We start from the raw sequence: 16401 nt of genomic DNA, 5'->3' as shown, positions 1-16401 counted from the left end.
GTTCCTGCCATGGCCGCCATCACCCGCCACCAGTCGAACCAGAAACTCAGCCGCGTCGTCGTTCACGGCGAGACGGTCTATCTGTCCGGCCTGACCGCCGAGGACAAGACGGTGGATACCGAGGCGCAGACCCGGCAGGTCTTGGCGCGGGCTGATGAATTGCTGGCCGGCGTCGGCACCGACCGTAGCAAACTGCTGCTGACGCAGATCTATCTGCGCGACACCGGGGATTTCGACGCGATGAACCGGGCGTGGATCGACTGGCTGGGCGAGGCTGCGCCGCCGGCGCGGATCACGGTCGGTGCGGATTTCGCCCTGGCCGAAATCCGGGTGGAGATCTTGTTCACCGCAGCACTCTAGAGGCGCGCCATGGTTGCCCCTTCTCCCATCCTGCGCCGCGCCGTTGCGGATACCCCGGCGCTGACCGTCACCGTCGATGGCGTTCCGGTCACTGTGCACGCTGGCGACACCGTCGCCACGGCGGTACTTCTGGCCGGATCGCAGCCCTATCGGCGGACGCTGATCGGCAGTGCGCCACGGTCGCCCTTCTGCATGATGGGCGTCTGCTTCGACTGCCTGGTCGAGATTGACGGCGTGGCAAACCGGCAAGGCTGCCTGATCCCCGTGCGCGATGGCATGCGGATCCGTCGCCAGACCGGGCTGTCGGGCGAGGAGTCCGTGCAATGATGGTGGATGTGGCGGTGATCGGCGCCGGCCCTGCGGGCATGGCGGTCGCGCGCGATCTGGTGGCGCGGGGCCTGTCGGTCCAGATGCTGGACGAGCGCGCCGGGCCGGGCGGCAATGTCCATGCGGCCGCCCTGCATCGCCCGGTGGCCTCGGCTTCGGTCTTCGGGGCGGAGTATCAGAAAGGTGCTGCCGCGGTGCAGGCCTTTGCCGCTGCGGACATCCCGGTCGCCTATGGCGCCAGCGTGATGCGCGTCGAAGGCCAGGTGGTGCATTACAGACTGAATGGCCGGATGCGCCAGCTGGAGGCGAAGCGCCTGGTCCTGGCCACCGGGGCGATCGAGCGGCCTGTGCCCTTTCCGGGCTGGGACCTGCCCGGCGTCATCGGCGCGGGCGCGTTTCAGCTGATCCTGAAGCAATCACGGGTGGTGCCGGGGGGCGACTATGTGATTGCGGGCAACGGCCCGTTGGTCCTGCTGCTGGCCTGTCAGCTCCTGGCCCTCGGCTCGAAGCCATCGGCCATTCTGGACACCTCAACTGCGCCCTTCCGGGCCGGGCTGGCGCATCTGCCGGCTCTGGCGCGCAATATGGGCGCGGTGGCACAGGGGCTTGGCTTCATGGCAAGGCTCCGGCGGGCGGGGGTGCGGGTCATTTCCGGCATCTCCGGGCTGGAAGCGCGCGGCGGTGCGGCGGTGGAAGACATCACCTATACCCGGCACAGCGGCCCCGGGGGCCACCTGAAGGTCGGCATGGTGCTGGTGCATGAGGGCGTGATCCCCAACACCCAGCTTGCCCTTGCGCTGGACTGCCGGTCCCGCTGGGACGCGGCTCAGCAATGTCTGGTCGCACAGGTGGACGATTGGGGCGAAAGCTCGCGTCCCGGGACGTTCATCATCGGCGATGCGGCCGGCATTCTGGGTGCCGAGGCCGCGCCGCATGCCGCCCGTCTGGCCGCGCTCCGCATTGCCGAGCAATTGGGCCGGCCGGCGGACGGCACTGAAGCGGCAGAGGCATCGGCGGCCCGTCGGGCGCTGACCCGGCTGCGCGGCCTGCGCGCCTTCCTCGACGCGGCCTATGCCCCGCGCCTTGCCGCCACGCCGCCCGCTGATGGCACCCTGATCTGCCGGTGCGAGCAGGTGACCGCAGGCGCGCTGCGCGCGGCTTTGCGCGATGGTGCACGGGGACCGGCACAGGCCAAGGTCTTCACCCGATGCGGCATGGGCCTTTGCCAGGGCCGCATCTGCGGCAATCCGGTCACGCGGCTGATCGCGGCCGAAACCGGGCAGGACCCCGGTGCGATCGGCGGCTATCACATCCGCTTTCCTCTGAAACCCCTGTCCCTCACTGAGCTTGCCGAGGAAGGCCGGGGCGAGGACACCGCCAGCAGAGGAGAGTTCCATGCCCCCGCGGTATGAGACCGAAATCGCCGTGATCGGTGGCGGCACGGTCGCCCTGTCGGTCGCCGTCGGATTGCTGCGTCTGGGGCGCAAGGTCACGGTCATAGATGAACATGATGGCGCCATCCGCGCCAGCCGGGGCAATTTCGGCCTTGTCTGGGTGCAGGGCAAGGGCGACATGCTGCCCGCCTATACGCCGTGGTCGATGGCAGCGGTGGAGATCTGGCCCGATCTCGCGGAATGGCTGCAAGACTTCACCGGGATCGACGTAGCGCTGGAACAGCCCGGCGGCCTGTATCTGTGCCGCAGCGAGGCCGATCTGGCCGCGCGGGCGAAGAAGATGGCAACGGTGGCGGGCCATGTGAAAGGCGCCTATAGCTATTCCATGCTGGACAACCGTCAGCTGCGTGAGGTCGTGCCGCAGATCGGTCCCGAGGTCGCGGGGGGATCCTACTCTCCCTATGACGGTCAGGCCGATCCCCTGCGCCTGTTCCATGCGCTGCATCGGGCCTACGCCAAGCTGGGAGGCCGGTATCTGCCCGGCGCGGGCGTGCAGCGGATCGAGGCCACGGCACGGGGTTACATTCTGGAGACCACCCACGACCGAATCTCGGCTGAACGTATCGTGCTGGCCGGCGGGCTGGGCAATGCCGCACTGGGGCGGATGCTGGGCGTGGACATCCCGGTCACGCCGGTGCGCGGCCAGATTCTGGTCACCGAACGGGTCCCGAAGGTCTTTCACACGGTCATGGAACAGGCGCGCCATATGCCGGACGGAACGATGATCATCGGCGGCAGCTGGGAAGAGGATTCGGGCCACGACACGGCCACCAGCCATGCCGTCACCCGACGCATCGCCAGCGACGCAATGGCATTCTTCCCCTTCCTGAAGGAGGTCAACATCGTCCGCAGCTGGGGCGCCCTGCGCATCATTTCCCCCGATGCAAGCCCGATCTATGACGAGGTCGCACCCAGCGCCTTTCTGGTCACCTGCCACAGCGGCATCTCGCTGGCGGCGGTGCATCTGGAGACGGTGGCGGACTGGGTGCACAAGGGGGCCATCCCCGCCGACATGGCCGATTTCGGGCTGGCGCGGTTCCGCCGGGACGTGCCGCAACAGGGGGCGATCACGCCATGATGCTTTCCCTTGCCCGCTTCGCCCTCCGCCGGCTGATCCAGTCGCTCCCCATCCTGATCGGCGTCGTGGCGATGAATTTCGTCGTGGCCAACATGGCGCCGGGCGATCTGGCCGATGTTCTGGCCGGCGAGGCCGGAGCGGCCTCACCGGAATTCATGGCCGAGATCCGCGCGAAATACGGGTTGGACCAGCCGCTGATCGTGCGCTTCGGCCTGTATATGTGGAACATGGCCCAGCTGGATCTGGGATATTCTTTCCGCTACGGCGTGCCGGTCACCGAATTGCTGCTGAATCACCTCTGGCCCACGCTTCTCCTGATGCTGACCGCGATCCTGATGGCCTTCGGCGCGGGTGTCGTGCTGGGCGTCCTTGCCGCGCGGATGGTGAACCGCTGGCCCGACTATCTGATCTCGGTCACCGCGCTGATCGCCTATGCAACGCCCGTCTTCTGGCTGGGGCTGATGATGGTCGTCGTGTTCTCTGTTAATCTGGGCTGGCTGCCATCCAGCGGGATGGAGGATATCTCGGCCGGATATACCGGCCTGCGCCGGGCGCTGGACATCCTTGTCCACATGATCATGCCTGCGACGATCCTGGGCCTCTATCTGACCGCCTTCTACGTGCGGCTGATGCGCGCCTCGATGCTGGAGGTTTCCGGGCAGGACTTCGTGACCACCGCACGGGCCAAGGGCCTGGGCGAGAATGCCATCGCCTATCGCCATGTCCTGCGCAATGCGATCCTGCCCATGGTCACCATGCTGGGGCTGCAGATCGGCGCCATGCTGGGCGGGGCGGTGCTGGTGGAGACGGTCTTCGCCTGGCCGGGGCTTGGCCGGCTGGCCTATACGGCGGTTTTCCAGCGCGACCTGAACCTTCTTCTCGGCCTTCTCTTCATCTGCTCGGTGATGGTGATCGTCATCAACATCGCCACCGAGATCGCCTATCGGCTGATCGACCCGAGGATTCCACTGAAATGAAAGACCGGAGAAACAGCTTTCTGCGCCGGTTCCTGCGGCATCGGATGGCGGTGGCGGGCATCGTGATCCTGCTGATCATCGTCGGCATGGCGGCCTCGGCCTCGATCTTCTACCCGCAAGGGCCGTGGAAACTGGCCGGGCGGCCCCTCCTCTGGCCCGGCGACAACGGGAGGTTTCCGCTGGGGACGGATTTCCTGGGCCGCGACCTTCTGGCGGCGCTGCTCTATGGTGCACAGGTGTCGCTGTTCATCGGGCTGGCCGCGACTCTGGTCGCCACGCTTCTGGGCACATTCGTCGGGGCCACGGCCGGCTATTTCGGCGGGGCTGTGGACCGCGCGATGATGGGCTTCACCGAGGTCTTCCAGACCATCCCGCCCTTCGTTCTGGCCGTGGTGGTCGTGGCGGCCTTCCAGCCCACGCTGACCACCATCATCGTGGCGATCAGCCTGGTCTCCTGGCCGCCGCTTGCGCGTCTGGTCCGCGCGCAGTTCCTGCAACTGATGCCGGCCGAGTTCATCCAGGCCGCCACGCTGATGGGCATGTCGCATGCCCGCATCATCCTGACCCAGCTTCTGCCCAATGCCGTGACGCCCATCGTCGTCTCCGGCTCGCTGATGATCGCCTCGGCCATCCTGCTGGAGGCGGGTCTGTCCTTTCTGGGTCTGGGCGACCCCAACGCCATGAGCTGGGGCTATATCATCGCCGGCGGACGCGAGGTGCTGCGGACGGACTGGTACATCACCGCGCTTCCGGGCTTTGCCGTTCTGGCTGCGGTTCTGGCCATCAATCTGGTGGGCGAAGGTCTGAATGATGCCCTGAACCCAAGGTCGCGCAACAGATGAGCAATGTTCTGGACATTCGCGGGCTGCAGATCGCACTGCGTCAGGACCCGGCAGCGCTGATCGTCAACGGTCTGGACCTGTCGATCGCCAAGGGCGAGATCGTGGCGCTGGTCGGTGAATCCGGCTCGGGCAAGACGATGACCGCCTTCTCGATCCTGAACCTTCTGCCCCCCGCCGCGCGGATCACCGGCGGGTCGATCCGGCTGGGCGAGACCGAGGTGCTGTCGCTGTCCCCTTCGGGCCTGCGCGCGCTGCGGGGCCGCAAGGCGGCGCTGGTCTTCCAAGAACCGATGACCTCGCTGAACCCGCTGATGCCGATCGGTCGCCAGATCGCCGAGATGATCCGCACCCATGGCACCCTGCCCGAGGATCAGGTGCAGGAACGGGTGATGCAGCTGCTGGAGCTGGTGCGGATGCCAGATGCGCGGCGGCGGGTGAAGGACTATCCGCACAACCTGTCGGGCGGGTTGCGGCAGCGGGTGATGATCGCCATGGCGCTGGCCTGCGAGCCGGATCTGCTGATCGCGGACGAACCGACCACCGCGCTGGACGTGACCATTCAGGCGCAGATCCTGAAGTTGCTGCTGGAACTGCGCGACCGCAACGGGATGGCGGTTCTGCTGATCACGCATGACCTTGGCGTCGTCTCCGAAGTCGCCGACCGTGTGGCGGTGATGTATGGCGGGCAGATCGTCGAACTGGCCGATGTGGACAGGTTGTTCCACACCCCGCGCCACCCCTATACAAACGGCCTTCTCGCCTGCCTGCCCGACGCGGGCGGCGCCGCAGGGGACCGGTTGCAGGAAATCTCGGGCCTGCCGCCCCGCCCCGGCGAGATCACCCGAGGCTGCCCCTTCGCCCCGCGCTGCCCTTCGGCACAGGCGCTTTGCCGCGAAGAGGCGCCGCCCTTTGCGCCGCTCGGCGGGTCGATGGTGGCCTGCCATTTTCCGGAAGGCCCAAGATGACCGAGATGCTTCTAGAGGTGAGCGGCCTGAAAAAGGCGTTCAAGACCGGCGGCGGGGTGCTGACAGCGGTGGACGGGGCCGATCTGACCCTGCGCCGGGGCGAGACGCTGGCCCTGGCCGGTGAATCCGGCTGCGGGAAATCGACGCTGGGCCGCATGATCGCCGGTCTGACCCCGCCCGATGCCGGCAGCGTAAAGCTTTCGGGGACCGAGCTGGCGGGACTGTCGCATCGCGCGCTGCGGCCATGGCGGCCCAAGGTGCAGATGATCTTTCAGGACCCGTTCTCCTCGCTGAACCCCCGCGCGACCGTGGCCCGTATCCTTGAGGAACCGCTGATCGTGCATCGTCGCGGATCGGTCGGCGAGCGTCGCCGCGAAGTCGCCCGCATGATGGAGCGGGTCGGCCTGCGGCCCGAAGCCGCCGGACGCTATCCGCATGAGTTTTCGGGCGGTCAGCGGCAGCGGATCGGCATTGCGCGCGCGCTGATGCTGCGCCCCGAACTGATCATCTGCGATGAGCCGGTCTCGGCTCTGGATGTCTCGGTCCGGGCACAGATCCTGAACCTGCTGGCAGATCTGCAAAAAGAGATGGGCCTGTCCTACCTGTTCATTTCGCATGACCTTTCGGTGGTCCAGCACCTCGCCGACAGGGTGGCGGTGATGTATCTGGGCAAGATCGTCGAACTTGGCGGGCGTGACCGGTTCTGGACCGCCCCCTCTCATCCCTATACTCAGGCGCTGATGGCGGCGCGGCCGCTGCCCGGAACGGGTCAAAGGCTGCGCGACAAGGATATTCTGGAGGGCGAAATGCCCAGCCCCATCGGCCCGCGGCAGGGCTGCGATTTCCGCGCCCGCTGCCGCTGCGCCTTCGCCCCCTGCGCCGGAACGGTGCCCGGCCTGCGCCCCGCGGGGCCGGGCCATGATGTCGCCTGCCATCTGGTTCCGGGCTGACCGTTATTCCGTCAGCCTCTGCGCGATGGCAAACAGCCGCGCATCCTGCCCAGGCAACACGCCCAGCGTGACAGAAGCCGGAAGATCGCCAGCCAGCGGCAGCGGCAGCGCCAATGCCGCCATGCCCAGCACATTTGCCCAACGCCGAAAGTGGCCGCCCGCAAGGCCCCAAGAGGTTCTTGCGCCATTTACCAGGGTCGTCTCGTCTTCCAGCCCGGGCGCCGTGCCGGGGCAGGTCGGCATCGCCAGCGCGTCGATTCCCGCCATCCGTGCCGCCATCTGCCGTTTCAGATCCGCGCGAATGACAAGGGCCTGCGCGTAATCCTCGGCACTGATGGCCAGCCCGAGATCCAGAAAGCTGTGGACCGCGTCGCCCACCAGATCCGGCCGGGCCTTGATGGCCGCCGCATGGCCCGCTGCGAATTCGTGCAGCAGGATCGACAGGCCCGCCTCACGCAGCGCCCGCGCCTCGGGGAAGGGCAGCATGACGATTTCGACCTCGGGACGGTCAAGAAAGCCTGCGATGGCATTGCTGATGGCGGCATCCACGGGCGCATCTGCCAGATCGGGGCTGACCGCGATCCGCAGCCGCCCTTTCGGCGCCGGGGCGGCGAGGGTCTGGCCGGACAGAGCCTCGGCCATCAGCCGTGTATCGGCCACGGTGCGCGCCAGAACACCCACCGTATCCAGCGTCGGGGCCATGGGCCACACCCCCTCGTTCGGGATCAGACCGGGGCTGGGCTTGAAACCACACAGGCCGGTCGCCGCGGCGGGAGAGCGGTTGGAACCGCCGGTATCGCTGCCCACCGCCGCCGCGCAGAAGCCCGCGGCGACCGCTGCCGCCGCGCCGCTGCTGGTGCCCCCGGTGCCGCGCGCAGGGTCCAGCGGGTTCACCACCTTGCCGAACCAGGGATTGGCGTGGCCACCCGCGCAAAGCTCGTGCAGGTTGGTTTTCCCGATCAGCACCGCCCCGGCCGCCTGCAACCGCAAAAGCGCCGGGGCCGTCCGTGCGGCCGGCGCCGTGCCGAACAGGCGCGATCCCAGCGTCGTGGGGCGACCCGCCACGTCCAGCACATCCTTCACCGCCACCGGCACGCCCTGCAGCAGGCCCCTGCGCCGCCCGGCCCGAAGATCCGCCTCGGCCTTGCGGGCCTCGGCCAGAACGGCGGCCTCATCGACATGGATCATCGCCCGCAGCGCAGCGTTATGCGCAGCGATCCGGGCCAGCGCCACTTCGGCCAGCGCCACCGGCGACAGCCCGGCTGCAATGCGCGCGGCCATGCCCGTGATCGTCTCGTCATCCGCGTTCATCGTCACTTTCCTGGCCTGTCGGTCGCGGCCAAGCTAGCATCCCGGATGCGCGCCCGGACCGGGCATTTCATAACCTGCGGCCATATCCTGCCCGCGCCAGGTGTTTGGACAGGCCCCGGGCGCGGACCTAGCATCGGCTGGATAATAGACCAGCAGGGAATCTGGACCATGAACTGGATACGCACCTTGATGCCATTTGACCGGCTTGCCCCGCTTGCGGTCGCAGCCGCCACCTCGATGATACTGGCCCTGCCTGCCGCAGCACAGGACACGCCCAAGCGCGGCGGCATCGTGACCGCCGTGGTCAATCCGGACCCGGCCTTTCTGGTCACCGCCCATAACCCCATCGGCGGTGCGCTGGACATTTCCAGCAAGCTGTTCGAGGGGCTGGCCTATTACGATCTGGACATGAAGCTGCAACCCGCGCTTGCCACCAGCTGGGAGGTGTCGGACGACGGGCTGACCATGACGTTCCACCTGCGCGAAGGGGTGAAATGGCATGATGGCGTGGCCTTCACCTCGAAGGACGTGGCCTTCACGCTGGAGAAGATCTGGAAGGTCATGCATCCGCGCAACCGCGTGGTGATGTCCAAGGTCGAAAGCGTCGAGACGCCTGACGACCTGACCGTGATCTTCCACCTCTCCTCTCCCGCGCCCTATCTGCTGGCGGTGATCAACGGCAATGAAAGCCAGATCGTCCCGCAGCACATCTATGACGGCGAGGATGTGGGCGCGCGGCTGGTCTCGGAACCCCCGGTCGGCACCGGCCCTTTCAAGCTGAAGGAATGGCGCAAGGGCGAAGCGATCATCCTGGAGGCCAATCCCGATTACTGGCAGGAGGGCAAACCCTATCTGGACGGGATGATCTACCGCGTCATCACCGACGAAGCCGCGCGCGCCGCCGCGTTCGAGACGGGCGAGATCCAGTATGGCGTCTTTGGCCCGGTCAGCCCCTGCACTGCAAAACGACTGGCCGGTATCGAACATCTGGGGGTCGAGACCAACGGCTACCAGTTCTTCGGCTCGCGCTACATCATGGAAGTGAACACCCGCCGCCCGGAACTGTCCGACCGTCGGGTGCGTCAGGCCATCGCCCATGCGGTGGATGTGGATTTCATCCTGGATGCCGTTTTCTGCGGTTACGGTGTCAAATCGACCGGCCCGGTGCCGACCGAACTCACCGAGTTCTACACCCCCGACGTGCCGGCCTATCCCTATGATCCCGCCGCTGCCGAGGCGCTGCTGGACGAGGCGGGATATCCGCGCGGTGAAGACGGGATCCGCTTCAAGATTTTCCACGATCCCCTGCCCTTCGGCGGCTCTTACACCCGGGCGGCCGAGGTGGTGAAACAGAACCTGCAGGATGTGGGGATCGCGGTGGAAATCCGCATGCAGGATACGCCAACATGGCTGACCCGCATCTACACCGACTATGATTTCGACCTGACCAGCAATACGCCTTCGGCCCTGCCCGACCCGACGCTGGGCATCCAGCGGGTCTATTGGTCGAAGAACATTATCAAGGGCGCCCCGTTCTCGAACGGTTCAGGCTATTCGAACCCGGAGATGGACGCGGTGCTGGAGGCGGCCGCGAACGAGCCGGATCAGGAGAAGCGGAAAGAGCTGTTCGACCGCATGCAGGTGATCGCGCAGACCGACCTGCCGGTGATCGACCTCTTCGTCCTGCAGCGCACCACGATCTTTGACAAGAAGCTGCACAACCACACGATGCAAGCCGACGGTTATACCAACTTCGCCGACGCCTGGCTGGAGGAGTGACCCAGCCTCGCTGCGCGGCCTGATCCCGCGCCCCGCTCCCGGGCGCATGGCAGGCGCAGACAAATCGCCGCGGTCCTGACCGGACCGCGGCGATTTTGCATTTCGGGCTGCGCCAACCACCGTTGCCGGGCGTTTCTCCGGTGCTTTTCACAAACCGCCCAAGCCGCAGGCAAAAACCGCCTCTGGCCCGCCGGACTATAACATTTGCGTATAAACTGCCGCTTTCCACTTTTTTGACCTGATCGGCGAAAGCGCGCAGTCTTGCTTTGTGCAAGGCGAAGACCAATCAGCCCACGCCCTGCATGAGGTTCCCGTCCAGGACGCTGCGCAGGACGCCTCGTACCCGTCACATCCGCAATAACCGGCGCCGCAGAGCGTCCCTCCGTCCGCCAGTGCGACGGTTGCAATCCCCGACAGAGGACCCGCCCAATGAACACGATCTCCCGCCGATCCCTGCTTGCCAGTGCCACCGCTCTGGCCGCCAGCTTCGGGCTGAATGCCCTTCCCCTGCGCGCCCAGAATGGCGCGATCACGCTGCGCCTGCCTTTGGTGCGGGCCAGCGGCAATCTGGATCCGCAGCGCTATGTCGGCATCTTCGCGGTGCAGGACATGGTCTTCGACCCGCTGGTCCATTACGGCCCCGGCGGCTCGGTCGAGCCCGGGCTGGCCGAGCGTTGGGAGGTGAATGCCGATGACACCTCGATCATCTTCCACCTGCGCCCCAATGTGACCTTTACCGACGGCGAGGCCTGGAATGCAGAGTCCATGGTCTGGAACCTGGAACGCTGGCTGCCCAAGGAAGATTACCGCTGGATGCAATGCGCGAACAACTTCAAGGAAATCGAGGTGATCGACCCGATGACCGTCGCGCTGCATTTCACCAAGCCCACGCCGACCGCCCTGACCGAACTCAGCTATGTCCGCCCGGTCCGGTTCCTGTCACCCAAGGCGGTGAATGCCGATGGCACATATGCCAGCCCGGTCGGCACCGGCCCCTGGATGGTGGAAAAGGACGGACCCGAAGGCACTGATCTGGTCGTCAATCCCGGCTTCTGGGGCGACAAGCCGGCGGTTGACCGGGTCTCGCTGATCGTGATCCCGGACGGGATGAGCCGCATCTCCTCGATCATGAGCGGCGAGATCGACATCATCGGCGGCAAGTTCATCGCCCCCATCAGCCCGCAGGACGCGACCACGCTGAAGACCAACGGGGTCACCGTGGTGACCGAGACCGGCACCGATACGATGATCCTGGGCTTCAATCCGCGGACCGATCTGTTCAAGGACGCCCGCCTGCGCGAGGCCTTCAACCTGCTGATCGACCGCGAGGGCATCGCCCAGGTGGTGATGAAGGGCTATGCGAAGGCGACGATGAACCTTTACCCCGAAGTGATCGCCCATTCGGGCACCCGTTTCGATGTGCCTGCGCGCGACGTGGAAAAGGCCAAGGCGCTGCTGGAAGAGGCAGGCTGGACCGGCGAGGGCACCCGAACCAAGGACGGGACACCGCTGAATGTGGAACTCGTGATCTCGGAAGATGCCGTTCCGGGTTCGCGCGCCTTGGGCGAAGTGCTGCAGGCGGGGTTCCTTGAAGCCGGGATCGGGCTGTCGCTGCGCAACGTGGACCATGCGGCCCGGCATGGCGACATCCCCTCCTTCAAATATGACCTGTCGCTCTTCGTGACCAATGGCGCGCCCTACGATCCCTACAACACCATCGGGCTGATGTTCCTGTCCAGCATCGAACCGGGGACGGATGGCAAGATCTACGAGGATGCCGCGCTGGACCCGCTGATCGCCGCAGCCCTTGCCGCAACAGAGGCGGACCGCCCGGCGGCCTTCCAGGCGGTGTTCGACTGGATCCATGACAATTGGGCCATCGCACCGCTGTTCCATGGTGACCGGATCTGGGCGCATGGTGAGCGGATCAAGACCTTCGCCATCCCCGCCACCGAATACGAATTGCCGCTGAAGTCCGTCACGCTTTAAGCCCGCAACCAAGCGTCCCGGGGCACAAAACCCGGGGCGCAAGGAAGCCGCAGATGCAAGGCCCGCCCTGACATGCTCCGCATAACCCTCAATCGCGCCGTGTCGGCCGCGATCCTGATCGTCATCGCCTCGATCTTCTCCTTCATCCTGATCGCCGCCTTCCCCGGCAATGTCGCCGCCCTGATCGCCGAATTGCGCGGGGGCTTTGTCAGCCAGGAGGTGGTGGATCAGGTGGCCCTGGAATACCGGCTGAACGACCCGCTGATCCTGCGCTATTTCCATTGGCTGGGCGAGGTGGTGCAGGGCCAGCTTGGCCATTCGCTGCGCACCGGCGAAAGCGTCGCCGCGGCGCTGGCCGAGCGGCTGAAACCCACCGCGATCCTGGTTCTTGGCGGCAGCCTTGTCACGCTGATCATGGGCGTTTCGCTGGGCTTTGCCGGGGCGCTTTGGCCCAATGGTCTGGCCGACCGGCTGATCCGTGCCTTTGCGGTCTTCAACGTCTCGCTGCCAAAATTCTTTCTGGCAGCGATGCTGATCTATGTCTTCGGCGTGCAGATGCAGCTTCTGCCCACCTTCGGTTTCCGCGGCCCGGCCTCGTGGCTGCTGCCATGCATCGCCGTCGGCGCCGTTCCCGGTGCGCTTCTCAGCCGGCTGATCCGGGTCGGGCTCGAGGAGGCGATGGCGAAACCCTATGTCATCACCGCCAAGGCCAAGGGCTTTGCCCGTCGCCGCATCCTGTTCCGCGATGCGCTGCCGAATATCGTGCCGGTCTTCCTGACTGCCTTCGGCATGAACATCGCCTTCATCACCCAATCCTCGCTGATCATCGAGCCGATCTTCTCGTGGAACGGCGTCGGGGCCTATTTCGTCGAGGCGGCCCGCTTCCGCGATCTTCCGGTGCTGCAAAGCTGCCTGCTGATGTTCTCGGTCCTGTTCATTCTGGTCAATCTGGCGGTCGATCTGATCGTGATGATGGCCGATCCCCTGCAACGCCGCGCCAAGAGAGGTTGAGATGATCTGGCTTCGCACCCCCCTTCGCCTGCTCGGCTGGCCCACGCTGCTTCTGGTTTCTTTCTTCGCCTTCATTGCGGTCTTCGGCACGCTGATCAGCCCCTATGATCCGGCCCGGCAGGATCTGATGTCCGCCATGCAATCCTTCTCGGGCCAGCACTGGCTGGGCACCGACAATCTGGGCCGTGACACGCTGAGCCGGCTGATCGCCGGGGCGCAGACCACGCTGATCGGGGTGACCACGGTTCTGGTTCTGGCCGGCACGGTGGGCATGGTTCTGGGCACGCTGGCCGGTTATTTCGGCGGCTGGCTGGACGAGATCGTCATGCGTCTGTGCGATTTCGGCTTCTCGGTCCCCAGCCTGTTCGTGGCGCTGGCCATCGTGGGGGTTTTCGGCCCCAGCTACGGCAACATGATCTTCGCGCTGTCGATCGCCTGGGTCCCGATCTACGCCCGCCTGACCCGGGGCGTCGTCGCAGCTGCCGTGGCACAACCCTATATCGAAAGCCTGCGCGTTCTGGGCGCCAGCCCGGCGCGCATCATCTTTCGCCACCTGATCCCGGTCGCCCTGGGCCAGGTGCTGGTCTATGCCAGCGCCGATGCAGGCCTTCTGGCACTGGCCATTGCCAATCTCAGCTTTCTGGGTCTGGGCGTGCAGCCGCCGCAGGCCGAATGGGGGCAGATGCTGGTCTCGGCCATGCCCTACATTCAAGAAGCGCCGCGACTGGTGATCCTGCCGGGCCTTGCGCTGACCTTCCTGGTGATCGCCTTCAACCTGCTGGGCGAACGCATCGCACTGGCCAAGAACCCTCGCCCGATGAGCCGCCGCAAGCTCTCGCTGCGCCGGGTGTTGTTCAAGAAGGAAATGACCGCATGAGCCGCCCCGAGACCAATGCCCCGTTGCTGGAGATCGCCGATTTTTCGGTGACCCTGCACACGCCCACGGTCAGTGTGCGCCCGGTGGACCGCGTCAGTTACAGCGTCGGCGCCGGTGAGGTTCTGGCCATCGTTGGCGAAAGCGGCAGCGGCAAGACGATCCTGAACATGGCGCCGCTGGACCTGCTGCCCGCCGGGGTGGACAGCGATCTGGAAGGGGCCGTGCGTTTTCAGGGGCGCGATCTTCTGCGGATGACCACAGGCCAGCTGGAATCCGTCCGCGGCGGTGAGATCGGCGTGGTGTTCCAGGACCCGCTGTCCGCCCTGAACCCGGTGCGCAAGGTTGGCCGCCAGTTGACCGAGGGGATCGAACGCCATCTTGGCCTGACCCCCGCACAAGCCCAGGCGCGGGCGGCGGAATTGCTGACGCTGGTCGGTCTGCCCGACCCGCAAAGCCGGATGCAGCAGTATCCGCACGAGCTGTCCGGCGGGATGCGCCAGCGCGTCGGCGTCGCGATGGGCATCGCCGGCGAGCCAAAGCTTCTGATCGCCGACGAACCGACGACCGCATTGGACGTGACCGTTCAGGCGCAGATCGTGGCGCTGCTCAAGGATCTGCAAAAGCGGATGTCGATGGCCATCGTCATCATCACCCATGACTTCGGCGTGGTCTCGGGATTGGCCGACAAGGTGGCCGTCATGTATGCCGGGCGGCTGTCCGAGCTGGGCGGTGTCCGCGAGGTGCTGCTGGACCCCGCCCATCCCTATACGCGGGGGCTTCTCGCCTCGGTCCCCTCGCTTTCCGCACCGCTGGACACGCCCTTCGAGGGCCTGCCCGGCCAGCCGCCGAACCTGGCCCGCCGCATCGACGGCTGCGCCTTCGCGCCCCGCTGTTCGCTGGCGCGCCCCGATTGCAGCCGCGACCGCCCGCCCCTCCTGTCGGTACCCCGCTCGGCTCTCGGCCATCTGGCCGCCTGCCCGGTCACCGTCAATCAAACCGTCTGAGGCCCCGAATGTCCGATCCGATCCTGCGTGTCACCGATCTGAAAACGCATTTCCGCGACAGCCGCACCGGCGCCGATATCCGCGCCTGCGATGGCGTCAGCCTGGACCTGAACCCCGGCGAGATCGTGGGTCTGGTGGGGGAATCCGGCTGCGGCAAATCCACCTTGGGGCGCACCATCGTGGGGCTGGAACGCGCCCGGTCCGGCCAGATCCTGTTCCGCGGTCAGGACCTTTTGGCCCTGCGCGGGGCGCAGGGCAACGCCACAAGGCGGAAGGTGCAGTACATCTTTCAGGACCCGCTTTCCTCCCTCTCGCCCCGTCAGACCGTGGGCGAGGCGATTGACGAGGCCCTTCTGATCAATGGCGAGGGCAACCGCGCCGCCCGCAAGGCCCGTGTGGCCGAGCTGCTGCAGGCCGTCAGCCTGCCCGCACAGATGGCGGAGCGCACCCCGCGCGAGATGTCGGGCGGCCAGCGCCAGCGGGTCTGCATCGCCCGGGCCCTGGCCGCGGATCCGCAAGTGCTGGTCTGTGACGAGCCGGTCAGCTCGCTTGACGTCTCGATCCGGGCGCAGATCATGAACCTGTTCCTGAAGCTGCGCGACGATCTGGGCATGGCCTGCCTGCTGATCGCCCATGATCTGGCCGTGGTGCGGCTGGCGGCGCAACGGGTCTACGTTATGTATCTGGGCAAGATCATGGAACGGGGCCCGAGCGGAGAGCTCTACGCCCAGCCCGGCCATCCCTATACCCGGGCGCTGCTCAGCGCCGTGCCTTTGACCGATCCTTTGCGCGAACAGGCCCGGCCCCGCATCCTGCTGAAAGGCGATGTGCCCAGCCCGATCAACCCGCCCTCCGGTTGCCGCTTCCGCACCCGCTGCCCCTCGGCACAGCCCCTGTGCGAAACGGTACCGCCCGCAACCGAAACCGCACCGGGACACGTCGCCCATTGCCATTTCGCAGGAACCCCGGCGCTGCAGCCGGTGGCGCAATGATCTGAGTCCGGGCTGAGGCGAAGAGCAATAAAGCGGCACGCCGGGACCGCAGCTTCGCGGGACAGCACAAAGATCATTGGCTCATCCCCTGCGATCATGACAGTGCGTTGACATAGGTCCCGGGCGGATTGGCCCTCAGATCGCAGCGTGGCAGCCGTGGGCGTCCTAGGCCCCGTCGGCCGTCACGCTCGGGCCTGCCCAAGCACCTCCGGCAAGGCCGGACTGTCGCCGTCGTTGCTGGGCGGAAACGCCACGGCGCGGATGTCCGACGTTGCGGCCTCCCTCGCCGGATGGTCCTTGCGCCCTTGGCGTCGACCCTGAACGCCGTGCTTGCGCGCCTGCCTTCGCCATCACCGCCACTGAGGTGCCCCCAGTTTCCTAGACGCCCGCCTCGCTCAGTTTCTGCTGCCTGTTTTCGCAATCAGCGGGCGACAGCATGCCGTTGTTCGTGTGTTTGCGCTTCGGGTTGTAGAACAGCTCAATGT

At 66.3% G+C, this 16401-nt stretch carries 15 protein-coding genes and 1 pseudogene; 14 read left to right on the top strand and 2 right to left on the bottom strand.

The window, feature by feature from the left end; all coding sequences use genetic code 11:
• The first annotated feature begins 9 nt into the window (after positions 1 to 9).
• From ACO2Q5_RS13960 to ACO2Q5_RS13925, 8 genes are read left to right on the top strand one after another with little or no spacing between them, the layout of a single operon-like run.
• Positions 10 to 360, top strand: a complete 351-nt coding sequence (locus tag ACO2Q5_RS13960) for a RidA family protein (protein ID WP_423292044.1) — start codon at positions 10 to 12, stop codon at positions 358 to 360.
• Positions 361 to 369: 9 nt separating this feature from the next.
• Positions 370 to 687, top strand: coding sequence for a (2Fe-2S)-binding protein (locus tag ACO2Q5_RS13955; RefSeq protein ID WP_423292042.1), 318 nt, complete (start codon positions 370 to 372; stop codon positions 685 to 687).
• A complete protein-coding gene (locus tag ACO2Q5_RS13950; protein ID WP_423292040.1) occupies positions 684 to 2099 on the top strand; it encodes an NAD(P)/FAD-dependent oxidoreductase in 1416 nt (471 codons plus the stop codon). The genes ACO2Q5_RS13955 and ACO2Q5_RS13950 overlap by 4 nt, the downstream gene beginning before the upstream one ends.
• Positions 2083 to 3219, top strand: a complete 1137-nt coding sequence (locus ACO2Q5_RS13945) for an NAD(P)/FAD-dependent oxidoreductase (RefSeq protein ID WP_423292038.1) — start codon at positions 2083 to 2085, stop codon at positions 3217 to 3219. The genes ACO2Q5_RS13950 and ACO2Q5_RS13945 overlap by 17 nt, the downstream gene beginning before the upstream one ends.
• Positions 3216 to 4196, top strand: coding sequence for an ABC transporter permease (locus tag ACO2Q5_RS13940; RefSeq protein WP_423292036.1), 981 nt, complete (start codon positions 3216 to 3218; stop codon positions 4194 to 4196). The genes ACO2Q5_RS13945 and ACO2Q5_RS13940 overlap by 4 nt, the downstream gene beginning before the upstream one ends.
• A complete protein-coding gene (locus ACO2Q5_RS13935) occupies positions 4193 to 5038 on the top strand; it encodes an ABC transporter permease (protein WP_423292034.1) in 846 nt (281 codons plus the stop codon). Before ACO2Q5_RS13940 ends, ACO2Q5_RS13935 begins: the two co-directional genes overlap by 4 nt.
• On the top strand, positions 5035 to 6003 hold the full coding sequence (locus tag ACO2Q5_RS13930) for an ABC transporter ATP-binding protein (protein ID WP_423292032.1): 969 nt from the start codon (positions 5035 to 5037) through the stop codon (positions 6001 to 6003). Before ACO2Q5_RS13935 ends, ACO2Q5_RS13930 begins: the two co-directional genes overlap by 4 nt.
• Positions 6000 to 6953: an ABC transporter ATP-binding protein gene (locus tag ACO2Q5_RS13925; RefSeq protein ID WP_423292030.1), complete on the top strand. Its 954-nt coding sequence runs from the start codon at positions 6000 to 6002 to the stop codon at positions 6951 to 6953. Before ACO2Q5_RS13930 ends, ACO2Q5_RS13925 begins: the two co-directional genes overlap by 4 nt.
• Before the next feature lie 3 nt (positions 6954 to 6956).
• Here ACO2Q5_RS13925 and ACO2Q5_RS13920 read toward each other — a convergent pair whose 3' ends face one another.
• Positions 6957 to 8264, bottom strand: coding sequence for an amidase (locus ACO2Q5_RS13920; RefSeq protein ID WP_423292028.1), 1308 nt, complete (start codon positions 8262 to 8264; stop codon positions 6957 to 6959).
• A gap of 168 nt (positions 8265 to 8432) precedes the next feature.
• On the opposite strand from ACO2Q5_RS13920, the gene ACO2Q5_RS13915 reads away from it, so the two are divergent.
• The 6 genes from ACO2Q5_RS13915 to ACO2Q5_RS13890 all read left to right on the top strand — a co-directional run bounded on the left by ACO2Q5_RS13915 (position 8433) and on the right by ACO2Q5_RS13890 (position 15916).
• Complete coding sequence (locus ACO2Q5_RS13915) at positions 8433 to 10043, top strand: ABC transporter substrate-binding protein (protein WP_423292026.1); 1611 nt, start codon at positions 8433 to 8435, stop codon at positions 10041 to 10043.
• 429 nt (positions 10044 to 10472) lie between these two features.
• Entirely contained in the window at positions 10473 to 12032 is a 1560-nt protein-coding gene (locus ACO2Q5_RS13910; protein WP_423292024.1) for an ABC transporter substrate-binding protein, read from the top strand.
• Between the two features lie 72 nt (positions 12033 to 12104).
• Positions 12105 to 13043, top strand: coding sequence for an ABC transporter permease (locus ACO2Q5_RS13905; RefSeq protein WP_423292022.1), 939 nt, complete (start codon positions 12105 to 12107; stop codon positions 13041 to 13043).
• A gap of 1 nt (position 13044) precedes the next feature.
• On the top strand, positions 13045 to 13920 hold the full coding sequence (locus ACO2Q5_RS13900; RefSeq protein WP_423292020.1) for an ABC transporter permease: 876 nt from the start codon (positions 13045 to 13047) through the stop codon (positions 13918 to 13920).
• Positions 13917 to 14924, top strand: a complete 1008-nt coding sequence (locus tag ACO2Q5_RS13895) for an ABC transporter ATP-binding protein (protein ID WP_423292018.1) — start codon at positions 13917 to 13919, stop codon at positions 14922 to 14924. The genes ACO2Q5_RS13900 and ACO2Q5_RS13895 overlap by 4 nt, the downstream gene beginning before the upstream one ends.
• Positions 14925 to 14932: 8 nt before the next feature.
• Positions 14933 to 15916, top strand: a complete 984-nt coding sequence (locus tag ACO2Q5_RS13890; RefSeq protein ID WP_423292016.1) for an ABC transporter ATP-binding protein — start codon at positions 14933 to 14935, stop codon at positions 15914 to 15916.
• Positions 15917 to 16084: 168 nt separating this feature from the next.
• On the opposite strand, the pseudogene ACO2Q5_RS13885 reads toward ACO2Q5_RS13890, so the two are convergent.
• A pseudogene (locus tag ACO2Q5_RS13885) lies at positions 16085 to 16257 on the bottom strand (IS5/IS1182 family transposase); the annotation flags it as partial.
• Positions 16258 to 16401 lie beyond the last annotated feature (144 nt).

Origin of the sequence: Neotabrizicola sp. VNH66 (genome assembly GCF_049445895.1) — a bacterium.
Classification (GTDB): domain Bacteria; phylum Pseudomonadota; class Alphaproteobacteria; order Rhodobacterales; family Rhodobacteraceae; genus Pseudogemmobacter.
This window is presented reverse-complemented; position numbering and strand designations above follow the sequence as displayed.